The 11,205-nt window shown below is 50.3% G+C and carries 14 protein-coding genes; 10 read left to right on the top strand and 4 right to left on the bottom strand.

The annotated features are described in order from the left end of the window. The 7 genes from INT22_RS22085 to INT22_RS07800 all read left to right on the top strand — a co-directional run. Window positions 1-174: transketolase-like TK C-terminal-containing protein (locus INT22_RS22085; protein WP_446718935.1), on the top strand; the 174-nt coding region annotated here is incomplete at its 5' end. Between the two features lie 33 nt (window positions 175-207). Next, window positions 208-561, top strand: a complete 354-nt coding sequence (locus tag INT22_RS07825; protein ID WP_089037279.1) for a CidA/LrgA family protein — start codon at window positions 208-210, stop codon at window positions 559-561. Next, entirely contained in the window at window positions 551-1,270 is a 720-nt protein-coding gene (locus INT22_RS07820) for an LrgB family protein (RefSeq protein WP_193060204.1), read from the top strand. The genes INT22_RS07825 and INT22_RS07820 overlap by 11 nt, the downstream gene beginning before the upstream one ends. Before the next feature lie 60 nt (window positions 1,271-1,330). Next, window positions 1,331-2,374 (top strand): type I glyceraldehyde-3-phosphate dehydrogenase, encoded by a 1,044-nt coding sequence (locus tag INT22_RS07815; RefSeq protein ID WP_193060205.1) that lies wholly within the window; start codon window positions 1,331-1,333, stop codon window positions 2,372-2,374. 48 nt (window positions 2,375-2,422) lie between these two features. Continuing rightward, entirely contained in the window at window positions 2,423-3,592 is a 1,170-nt protein-coding gene (locus INT22_RS07810; RefSeq protein ID WP_193068002.1) for a phosphoglycerate kinase, read from the top strand. Window positions 3,593-3,657: 65 nt separating this feature from the next. Beyond that, on the top strand, window positions 3,658-4,722 hold the full coding sequence (fba, locus tag INT22_RS07805) for a class II fructose-bisphosphate aldolase (RefSeq protein ID WP_038480053.1): 1,065 nt from the start codon (window positions 3,658-3,660) through the stop codon (window positions 4,720-4,722). Between the two features lie 122 nt (window positions 4,723-4,844). After that, window positions 4,845-5,186: a hypothetical protein gene (locus INT22_RS07800; protein WP_038480050.1), complete on the top strand. Its 342-nt coding sequence runs from the start codon at window positions 4,845-4,847 to the stop codon at window positions 5,184-5,186. A gap of 5 nt (window positions 5,187-5,191) precedes the next feature. Here the strand turns inward: INT22_RS07800 and INT22_RS07795 are convergent, their stop codons facing one another. Beyond that, a complete protein-coding gene (locus INT22_RS07795) occupies window positions 5,192-5,515 on the bottom strand; it encodes a hypothetical protein (RefSeq protein WP_193068001.1) in 324 nt (107 codons plus the stop codon). Window positions 5,516-5,763: 248 nt separating this feature from the next. Between INT22_RS07795 and INT22_RS07790 the strand changes: the two genes are divergently transcribed. From INT22_RS07790 to INT22_RS07780, 3 genes are read left to right on the top strand one after another with little or no spacing between them, the layout of a single operon-like run. Next, window positions 5,764-6,462, top strand: coding sequence for an HAD family hydrolase (locus tag INT22_RS07790; protein ID WP_193068000.1), 699 nt, complete (start codon window positions 5,764-5,766; stop codon window positions 6,460-6,462). A gap of 2 nt (window positions 6,463-6,464) precedes the next feature. Beyond that, on the top strand, window positions 6,465-6,839 hold the full coding sequence (locus INT22_RS07785) for a translation initiation factor Sui1 (RefSeq protein ID WP_095604697.1): 375 nt from the start codon (window positions 6,465-6,467) through the stop codon (window positions 6,837-6,839). A 58-nt stretch (window positions 6,840-6,897) separates the two neighbouring features. Then, window positions 6,898-7,806 carry a nuclease-related domain-containing protein gene (locus tag INT22_RS07780; RefSeq protein ID WP_095604698.1) on the top strand — a complete coding sequence of 303 codons (909 nt, stop codon included), beginning with the start codon at window positions 6,898-6,900 and terminating at the stop codon, window positions 7,804-7,806. Window positions 7,807-7,810: 4 nt separating this feature from the next. Here the strand turns inward: INT22_RS07780 and INT22_RS07775 are convergent, their stop codons facing one another. The 3 genes from INT22_RS07775 to INT22_RS20475 form a co-directional block, all read right to left on the bottom strand. After that, complete coding sequence (locus tag INT22_RS07775) at window positions 7,811-9,154, bottom strand: deoxyguanosinetriphosphate triphosphohydrolase (protein WP_193067999.1); 1,344 nt, start codon at window positions 9,152-9,154, stop codon at window positions 7,811-7,813. Between the two features lie 128 nt (window positions 9,155-9,282). Further along, a complete protein-coding gene (locus INT22_RS07770; protein WP_226912508.1) occupies window positions 9,283-10,344 on the bottom strand; it encodes a methyltransferase regulatory domain-containing protein in 1,062 nt (353 codons plus the stop codon). Window positions 10,345-10,625: 281 nt separating this feature from the next. Next, window positions 10,626-10,820 (bottom strand): hypothetical protein, encoded by a 195-nt coding sequence (locus INT22_RS20475; protein ID WP_226912507.1) that lies wholly within the window; start codon window positions 10,818-10,820, stop codon window positions 10,626-10,628. Between the last annotated feature and the right edge of the window lie 385 nt (window positions 10,821-11,205).

Below are 11,205 nucleotides of genomic sequence, written 5' to 3'. Positions count from 1 at the left end.
CGGATTGCGATCGAAGCGGGCCATGCCGACTACTGGTACAAGTACGTTGGCCTGGATGGACGTGTTATCGGTATGACCACCTACGGTGAGTCTGCACCTGCGGGCGAACTGTTCAAACATTTCGGCTTTACGGTTGAAAATATTGTTAAACAGGCCAATGAGCTGCTGGCCTAACGCCATGCAGGCTGATCTAGCGCGGGTTCTGCCATGCCCGCGCTAAATGGTCTGCTTTGGCTAATTAGCTATTGGTTAATTGGGGAAGTGGTCATCCACTTCTCCGGTTTGCCTTTTTCTTCAGGGGTGGTGGGCATGCTGTTGCTATGTGCCACCCTTGGTGTCTTAGGGCGCGTGCCTTCAAGTTTAGCGGCCGCAGCACAACCGTTAATCGCGCTGCTGGCCATGTTGATTATGCCAGGCGTCGTTGGCGTGTTCTTTATTCTGGATGAACTCGCGGGTCAGTGGTTCGCCATACTTATTGCGCTATTGCTAGGGACGTTATTAAGCGTGATTACCACGTTATGGTTATTACAACGGCTAATTGGGCGATCAGATGCCCACTGATATGTTGTCCACTCTAACAGCCACACCGCTGTTTGCTGTAGGACTTACCCTTGCAGCCTATTTGCTCGGCAACCTGATTTTTAAGCGCTTGCGCAACCCTTCTTGGCTACCCGCTATTCTAATCGCTGCGTTGCTATTAGCAGCGGCACTTGTCGCGATAGGGCTGCCTTATTCGATTTACCAACAAGGGGCCTCATGGCTCACCATTTTGTTAGGGCCGGCGACTGTTGCCTTAGGCATGCCACTCTATCAACAGTTGCCACGCATTCGTGAACTGTGGCAACCGCTGACACTTTGTTTACCGATCGCCGCCGCACTAGCGGCCTGCTACGCAATCGGCATTGCTTGGCTAATGGGGGCTAGTCCCACTATTTTGGCGTCACTCGCCGCTAAATCAGTCACCGCGCCAATCGCCATCGGCATTACTGAACAGCTCGGCGGCAACGTAGCGTTACTAATGGGGGCGCTGTTAGTGACAGGAGTGGTTACCATTCCCTTCGTGAGTGTCGTTGCCCGGCTGCTAAAAATTAACGATGAACGCATTATTGGTTTCGCACTGGGTCTCAATGGCCATGCCATTGGCACTGTGCGAGCCTTTGAACTGAGCCCAACGGCTGGCGCGTTTGCCTCGTTAGGCATGAGTTTAACCGGTATTTTTACCGCCCTGTTGCTGCCACTCGCCTGGCGGCTGATCGGCACGGTCAGCTGAAAAACAAACTCAGTTGAAATACGCTATCATTGAGCAATTTTTTGAGAGCCGCTTCGCGACATGGCTAATGCAAACTCGACATATCGAATTGCCATTAATGGTTACGGACGCATTGGCCAATGCGTGTTAAGAGCGTTGGTTGAGCGCAACCACCCAGAAATTGAAGTGGTCGCCATCAATGAGCTATCTGATCTTGCGACGATTACCTACCTTACTCGCTACGATACGACCCATGGTCGTTTCCCTGGCGAAGTAGACAATGACGGTGAATGCCTGCTTATCAATGGCCAGCGCATACACGTTCTTTGCGAGCGTGACCCGCAGGCTCTGCCCTGGGCAGCACTAGATATTGATTTAGTTCTGGAATGCTCTGGTAGTTTCAAGGATCGTGCGACAGCGGAGCAGCATTTAGCCGCTGGCGCTAAGCGACTGCTGTTTTCTCAACCCGCCGAAAGCGATGTGGATACGACGATTGTGTGGGGCATCAACGAACATGAGCTCACACTCTCCCACCGCATTCTCTCAGCAGCCTCATGCACCACCAACTGCCTTGTCCCGTTACTCACCGTACTGGACGAAGCACTAGGGCTTGAACACGGCGTTACCACCACTATTCACTCGGCCATGAACGACCAGCCCGTCATTGATGCTTATCATCAAACGGATCTGCGCCTGACACGCTCGGCCATGCAGTCAATTGTCCCCGTAGACACGGGGTTGGCCGTCGGGATCAGTCGCCTGATGCCAAGTCTGTCCGGTCGTTTTGAATGCCTGCACGTGCGCGTACCCACCATTAATGTCTCTGCGATGGATGCCGCATTGACTGTGCGTCGTGATACGAGCGCCGAGCACGTTAACGACTTACTACGATCCGCCAGTCAGCAGCGCTTAGCTGGCGTATTAGGCTATACCGAAGCCCCCATGGCATCGATAGATTTTAATCATGATCCACGCTCTGGCATCCTAGACGCCACGCAAACACGGGTCGCGGGGACACGCTTAATTAAGCTGCTGTGTTGGTTTGATAATGAATGGGGCTTTGCCAATCGTATGCTGGATATCACCCAGCGGCTGGCATCGCTTTCCAAAAGCAACGCTCGCTAGGCCTGCATCATGTCTTTTCATCTGCTTGAACACGAGGAAACCGCTCACATGAACGTGCAAAAAATGACCGACCTGCCCCTGGAAGGGCAGCGCGTGCTGATTCGTGAAGACCTTAACGTACCGATCAAGCATGGACGTGTTTCCAGTGACGCTCGTCTTCGCGCGGCGCTGCCAACCATTCAGGCAGCAGCTCAAGCAGGTGCAAAAGTGATGCTAATGAGTCACTTAGGCCGTCCTACTGAAGGTGAGCCTGCTGAAGAATTTTCACTCGCACCCGTCGCTGAGCGCTTAGGCGAGTTGCTTAGCCGCCCCGTTACGCTGATCAGCGATTATCTCGAGACAGCGCCAACATTGGCTAACGGCGATGTTGTGCTGCTAGAGAACGTGCGCTTTAACAACGGTGAGAAAAAGGACGACGAACAGCTTTCCAAGCAATACGCAGCGTTATGCGACGTTTTTGTAATGGATGCCTTCGGTACGGCTCATCGTGCGCAGGCCTCTACTCACGGCGTGGCGCGCTTTGCCCCACAGGCGTGTGCAGGACCGCTACTTGCGCAAGAGCTTGATGCGCTTGAAAAAGCATTGGCAAACCCGGCGCGGCCTATGACAGCGATTGTAGGCGGCTCTAAAGTATCCACCAAGTTAGACGTGCTAACCGCCCTTTCAGACAAGTGCGACCAACTGATTGTTGGCGGTGGTATCGCCAACACGTTTATCGCTGCAGCAGGCTATAATGTTGGCAAATCGCTCTTTGAGGCAGATTTAATTGGCCAAGCAAAAGCACTCATGGAGAAAGTAGCCATACCATTACCGACGGATGTCGTTGTTGCCACTGAGTTTTCTGATTCCGCAGAAGCTGTCGTCAAGCCAGTTGATCAGGTCGCTGATAACGAAATGATTCTGGATATCGGTCCTGACACCGCTAGCCACTTAGCCAGCTTACTGAAAAATGCAGGCACTATTTTGTGGAATGGCCCTGTCGGTGTATTTGAAATTGATCAGTTTGGTAAAGGAACCGAAGTGCTTTCTCAGGCGATTGCCGACAGTAGCGCTTTCTCTATCGCAGGAGGCGGTGATACGTTAGCGGCGATTGATAAATATGCCATTGCTGACCGCGTTTCCTATATCTCTACTGGCGGTGGCGCATTTCTTGAGTACGTTGAAGGCAAGCAGTTGCCTGCCGTCGCCGCACTCGAGGCTGCCGCTCAGCGCAGTTAAATTTTGAAACAAAATGGCACGCTCACTGCCTTTGTACCTACATACAACCCAACTAAGGTGATCCCATGGCTTTGATCAGCATGCGCCAAATGCTCGACCACGCAGCCGAATATGGCTACGGTATTCCAGCATTCAACGTAAATAACCTCGAGCAGATGCGCGCCATCATGGAAGCTGCTGACGCCACTGACTCTCCGGTTATCGTGCAAGCCTCTGCTGGCGCGCGGAAATATGCCGGTGCTCCCTTCCTACGCCACCTGATCTTGGCAGCAGTTGAAGAATTCCCGCACATTCCAGTCGTGATGCATCAGGACCACGGCACTAGCCCTGCTGTTTGCCAACGCTCTATTCAACTCGGCTTCTCCTCGGTAATGATGGACGGCTCTTTGGGTGAAGACGGTAAAACACCGATGGACTATGACTACAACGTCGATGTCACTCGTCGTGCAGTAGAAATGGCGCATGCTTGCGGTGTCTCCGTTGAAGGCGAGCTAGGCTGCCTAGGCAGCTTAGAGACGGGTATGGCTGGCGAGGAAGACGGCATTGGTGCCGAGGGCAAGCTGGACATGGAACAGATGCTCACCGACCCTGAAGAAGCCGCTGAGTTTGTCAAAGCAACCCACGTAGATGCGCTGGCTATCGCCATTGGTACCAGCCACGGGGCTTATAAATTTACCAAGCCACCCACTGGCGACACCCTGTCGATCCAACGCATTAAAGAGATCCATGCGCGCATTCCCGACACGCATTTGGTAATGCATGGCTCATCATCCGTGCCACAAGAGTGGCTGGAAGTGATTAACCAGTATGGCGGTCAAATTCCGGAAACGTATGGTGTACCGGTCGAAGAGATCATCGAAGGCATTAAACACGGTGTTCGTAAAGTAAACATCGACACCGATTTACGTCTTGCTTCTACGGGTGCAGTCCGCCGATTTATGGCCCAGAACCCTTCCGAGTTCGACCCGCGTAAATTCCTTAAAGAAACCGTGACCGCCATGCGCGACCTGTGTATTGCACGCTATGAAGCTTTCGGCACTGCTGGTAATGCGAGCAAAATTAAACCCGTCAACTTAGAAGTAATGTTCCAGCGCTACGAGCGCGGCGAGCTAGCTCCTAAAGTGAAGTAACGTTCTCTTCACATGCTCCCTTAAGGCGGCCGATTGGTCGCCTTATTTCATTGCAATGCAGCATATATAGGCTAATACTAGAGGAGTCGTAACTAATTATCCTCTCAGCAGGTAGCTCCCCTATGAAGCACTCTTCTACAACATCGACGACGCCGTTGGCCATGTTTGATATGTGGAAAGCGGGGTTTATGGCGTTTGAACTGTGGAGCTCATCACTGTCCACCATCGCTATGCGTCAACAGATGTGGCAAACACAGCCATTTTTCAGTCCTTCCATGATGCGCGAAAACCAGCGTATGGTGACCGAAAAAATGGAGGCCAGCATTGAGGCTGGCCTTGTTATGCAAAAAACGTTATTGAGCGCTATGAACGGTCACTACGCTCCTTGGTGGGTCACCAGCCAAAAGACCATGAAACCCTACCATCGCCGTAGTAGCGCTAATTCGCGACGCCTAACACGCTAAAAGCACTACTCATTATCGTTGTTGCTCTTTTCACCCTCACCGCTTTCGATTGCATCCTCGGCACTACCAGTACCTCCCGTGCCTCCCTCCGTATATTCTTCACTATCAGCATGATTACTTTCATCGCCGCTGGTTTCCTCAGCGTCGTTGGAAGTAGACTCATCTCGCTGAAGTGCTCCTGCCTTGATACCATATTTCTCCTCTAATGCCGCATCGTCTAATGTGTCATGCTGCGTATTATCTGAATCTGACGTTTCGGCTTGCGCTTGCCCTGCCATCAGTAGGGATGTACAGAAAGCAATTGAAAACACCCAAGGTGTAAATCGCATCGAAGCTCTCCTTTTTTGTGGTTATCAAAGCTTAGTCTAAACATGGCCACGCATCAGTGCTGTTGCTCTAAAAGGCCCTTCCTGCCCCCAGCAATGAGGCTATCACTTAGTCTTTCCTTGGGCAGCTTGATATAAAACTATAAAAAATTATCAAACAGTGTTCACAAAGAGCTAAAAATCTCGTTCAATAGCAACATGGTCGGCTTAAACTAATACGGGCAGCGCAAAAGACGCTGCAAGGAATGACAATGCCGCTTCCACTTTTGCTGTTTGACTGTGATGGCACCCTCGTCGATAGCGAGCCTCTTCTGGCTGAAGAAATGGCTATCGGTCTAAATTCGGTAGGCTTGCCCTTTAAATCCACCGATTATCTCGGCGAGTTTCGAGGTGCCCGTTTTCGACGAATTGTGGCAGAGTTACAGCAGCGTTACGGTAATATCGATGAAGATCAATTAGCTAGCATGGAGCACACCATGCGAACCAGCTTAGCTAATCGTTTAACAAGCGAGCTAAAGGCAATTCCTGGCGCCCATGAATCCCTTGAAATACTCAATAATTACCCAAGTGCGGTTGTATCTAATGGCCCAGAAAGCAAAATTCATACTGCTTTACAAGCAACCGGCCTAGCCACCTACTTTGGTAAGCGTTTGTTCAGCGGTTATACCGCTAACTGTTGGAAACCAGAGCCCTGTCTTCACCTTCATGCAGCTAGTATCATGGGTTTTCCAGCAAGTAACTGTATCGCCATCGATGATGCACTCGTTGGTGTAAGGGCAGCTCTACAGGCTGGCATGACCGTCATTCACTTGAATCGCTACCCGGACGCTGAAACTACGCCTGAAGGCGCTATTATGATCAGCAACATGTATCAGCTACCTGCAGTCGTTGAGCGCCTTACTCATGAAAAGTGGCAGATGCCAGTGCCTCAACATTCAATAGAGAAATAAGTATGGCTTCATTACGTGATCAGCTCGGCGGCCTTGTGTATTCAACAGAGCAAGGCAAAACTTGCCCAAGCTGCCGCGAGTCTATCGACCAATGCCGCTGCGCAGATACCAGCGAGCAAGCGCGCATTGCTGATTTAGACGGCATTGTGCGAATCCGACGCGAAACCAGTGGTCGCAAGGGAAAAGGGGTCACCACCATTAGCGGTATACCGCTTTCCAATGCGGAGTTGAAAACGCTTGCTAAAACATTGAAGAAACGCTGTGGCACCGGTGGTGCTGTAAAGGATGGCATTATCGAAATTCAGGGAGATCATCGGGAAACGCTACAGCAAGCATTAACATCGTTAGGCTACCAAGTTAAATTAGCAGGTGGCTGACACACCTCTGTGATAGCGCTCTGTCTAAAGGCAAAGCACTAAAGGGCAAGGCACTGCAATGAATTGGTTAGAATACCTGCTACCACTCATTTTCCTGTTTCCCATGGCGGCCATGGGCGGCATTGTCTTGGCGCTGCGTAGCCTTCACGATGCACGCGTTCAGTCTCCCTTTAATGCTCCCTTGCGTGAACCCGGTCAAGCTCTGCGGCATCGCCTTGACCAAGCTTTTTCTAGCTTGTTTTTAAACGGTGCGCTCGGTCCCATTATTAGCCTTGCCCCGCTTGTGTATGGCATGGGCCGTATGCTGTTTGTGGAAAAGCAAGACTGGGTGGAGTGGGCATTATATGGCTTACTTAGCACGCTGTTAGTGCTGGCTTTTTCACTGTTGCTTGTTCGTGATTATCAGCGTATTCGCCGTCTTAAGCTCGGTTTAGCTTGCGAATTAGCCGTAGGTCAAGAGCTGGAACGCATGGTGAGACCAGAAGCCCACCCCTATTATGTGTTTCACGACGTACCCACCGATAGCTTTACTATTGACCATGTAGTTGTCACGCCACATGGCGTCTTCGTGGTAGAAACACGTGCACGAGCATTAGCAATCGGTAGCAATGGTAAGGAGCTTAATAGCGTAGCCGTTGAACGTGAGCGGCTACGTTTTCCTCACTGGCAAGAACGCCGCCCTCTGCATAAAACACGTCAGGGCGTTAGTTGGCTGACTCAATGGCTTGAGCGTCGTTGCGGTGTTCCTGTGCCTGTAAGAGGCGTATTAGTTTTGCCGGGTTGGGACATTGATACTAGCGAAGCTGCCCCCGATATATTAGTCGTTAGCGGTGAGCAGCTATCACGTCAACTAACCGAGCTCACCCCCGGCCAGATGAGCGATGCCATTCACGATAAAGTGATTCATATACTCATTGAGCGTGCACGCCTTATGGAGCTCAAACACCTGCGTCAACCCTCCGTATAGAAGGTTAATTACCTCGCAAGCGCCCTCCCATTTCTTGTGCAAGATCGACAGCATAGTGATCGGTCATTCCACCAATAAAATCCAGCATGCGCCGATAGCTATCGTAGAGCGTCCAGGACGGCAATGGCGTATTTTCACCAATCAACGCCAGCACCCGCTGGTGCTTGAATGAGCTATGCCCAGTGTGATGTAGTTCATTAGCAGCACCAATAAATGCTTCTAATAAAATCCCCAGCGTTGTATAGGCACCAATTTCAAGTTTGGCTTTGCGCTCATTTTGAAAAATACGCTCACGAGCTAACTGCTTTGCCGCTTGAACGCCCCACCCCAGATCAGGATGACACAGCTCTAATAAATCCTGGCCTAACGTTCCGCTGAGCAACGCTTGCTCATGCTGCACAAAAACCGCCCCCACATCATTCACCGCGCGTTCCATAGCGGCACCGCGCAGTAAGGCAATTCGACGCCGCTGAGATACTTTCCGCCTCTCCATCTCAGCGTATTCTGGAGGGAATTCACCCGCGATCTGGCGCAGTATCTCGACTACTTCCTCATAGCGAAGAATCCCCATCTCTAAACCATCTTCTAAATCAAGCAGGGCATAGCAGATATCATCAGCCCCTTCGACAAGCCAGGCAAGCGGATGACGACACCAACGCTGATCTCCTTGGGGAAGAAGACCGACAGCATCAGCCACTTCTTTTAACAGCGCCTGTTCAGACTGGTAACAACCGAATTTACCAGCACGCCCGCTGTAGCGTACCGTCCAGGGGTATTTAAGCAGAGTACCTAACGTAGCGGCAGATAACCGCATACCACCATTAAACTGGTTGTACTCAATTTGGGTAATAACACGGAAGCCCTGGGCGTTGCCTTCGTAGGTCAGTAAGTCATCACGCTCTGCATCAGACAAGCCATCTAACAAGCCACTATCTTGAGCACGCCGAAACCAATCACGAATTGCATATTCACCGGCATGACCAAAAGGGGGGTTGCCAATATCATGCCCTAAGCACGCTGTCTGGACGATCACCCCTAAGTCAGCGGGTGTGATCCAGCCAGGCAGACGATCCTTTAGTAACTCGCCCACAATCATACCTAGCGAGCGACCAACGCAGCCGACTTCCAGTGAATGGGTCAAGCGTGTATGGATATGATCATTTTCAGTCAGTGGATGCACTTGCGTTTTCCGACCCAAGCGCCGGAAGGAGCCCGAAAAAACGATACGATCATGATCTTTATGAAAAGGGCTTCGCCCTATTTCATGAGTTGCTTCACGCACACTGCCAGGGCGTTTATCGTGAAGGCGTTGTGGGGATAATAACTGGTCCCATTGCATCTGTGTCATAGCGTTCCTCCGTGAGAGCAACATTTTGACATAAATCCAAGCAAGATAACCGCCTTCAACCTCAAGACATGCGTGCAGCGACAACCGTCGCTACACACATGTTATATGGCAGTGACACGCCCCGCTGATCAGATAATTTTTAACGCTCGGTAGAGGGGCAACCGCTCGTCTAGAAAATCACCAGCCTGACGCTCAAGCTCAGCCAAATTCTCATTCTCATCCGAAATTGGCTTGCCCTCTTTAAGCAGGCATTTGTTTTGAGACGCCAAAATACGCCATGCAAAAGTAGCTAACGTTTTAGCGTCATCACCGCCCTCTAACGTGGCAAGCAGGAAAAACTGATGGAAGAGCGAGACAGCAAAGCCACCACCTGTCACCGGGCTTGCGAGATAACTCAACTCAGTCGTGCTTCTTGACTGGCTCATTAAAAAACGATTTAGTCGACCAGTCTTGGACGCTACTTTAGAAATATCATCGTCGGACTGGGCAGGCAAAATAATACCCTTTGATGCCAGTATGGCAATTGCACTGTTCAATGCAGGACGCCCCACTCCATGCTCTTTTGCAACCTGCCAAAGTTCGGATACAAATACCGGTTGATAGGATGAAAGCGCATCTAGCAGCGGCGTATAAATATTGCTAGGCAAGTCAAAGCTACCCAGTCGCCCTGCGATTTTTAGCTGCACATCTTTACGTGGCACTCCCATAATCACGCGAAGACCATCTAGCATTTCATCTTTATCAAGCCCACTTAAACGACGCGCCCCTTTTACCCAGTAATCGGTACGAAACTGACGGTTCTCACAAAAATCACGCACCGACTGACGAAATAGCGGGTTAGGAATGTTATTAATTAATGCCTGTTGCTCATTGGTTAACTGAATACTTTCAATGGCATCTGCATATCGCGCACTGCAAGCCCAATCCATCTTTGCAGGCTCTAGCCAGCGTGCCATTTTAGCAAATGCCATCGGCTCCCAATCGCGGTTAAAGTATTCATGAGCTACGTAATTTTTATTATCTTGTTTAATTTTCGCTAAGCGATTCTTAATCTGGGGGTTAGCATTACAGTATTCTGGATTCACAGCCACCAGCTTCTCAGCAAACGCAATGGCATCATCGATACGTGAAATGGTGCCTGCTCCTTGCGCGCTCATGGTATCAGCATACTCTGCTAGCAAGTCACGCATTGGTACCATCGCTGCCCAACCAGGCTGAGTGTTATAGCTGATATATAACACACCTCCCACTTTCAATTTTCTCCGGATAAAATCAACGATCACTGCGCGGTTTTCATCCGAAATCCAACTCCATATGCCGTGAAGGCCGATATAGTCGAACTCAGGCAGGTCGTCACGCTGGCAAAATTCATCAAACGCATCGTCATATAGCTTTGCGTTAGCACCACTTATAGATGATAACTCCTGAGCGAATGCCGCTTGATGGGGGTTAAAATCAGTTCCGTACCAATTTATTTGTGAGGCAGCCGCATGAATGTGTTAGTGCTAATGCCCTGGCCAAATCCCAGTTCACAGGCATTGGTAACGTTTGGCGGCCGAATACCGACGTTGATAAATCCTAGCGCAATTCGCAAAGGATTGAGTTCAGCGTAATATCCATAAGTATAACTAATATCCGCTACATATCCAGACGTCCAATCCGACATAACACCTGCTCCTAAGCGATGGCGTATTATTCAGTTTTTAAGCGAAGTCACCTACCACCAGAGCTTGAGTAACAGATAGAAAATACGAATATCGCTCTTCTACCCCTAACCTATACTCTGGAGACAAACGCTGTTGTTAGAGTCTTGATAGTGAAGTATTTGCTCCATTGGGTCTACTGAAGAGGTAGCGAGAAGTTTGAAGGATTGTTACGCAATCACTAGCTATATAATTGAATAAGTTCGCAAACGTTTTTTTGCTGCCTGCTAAGTAGCTTTCTTTCACACACATAAAATCCAGCCAATGGGCTGGATTCTTTGTTTAATAAGTACCTGACGATGACGCCACTCAGCCCTCCGCACCGCTCTCGTCATTCCCGCAGGCCCT

This window comes from Halomonas sp. 3D7M, assembly GCF_014897885.1.
Taxonomy (GTDB): Bacteria; Pseudomonadota; Gammaproteobacteria; order Pseudomonadales; family Halomonadaceae; genus Vreelandella.
This window is presented reverse-complemented; position numbering and strand designations above follow the sequence as displayed.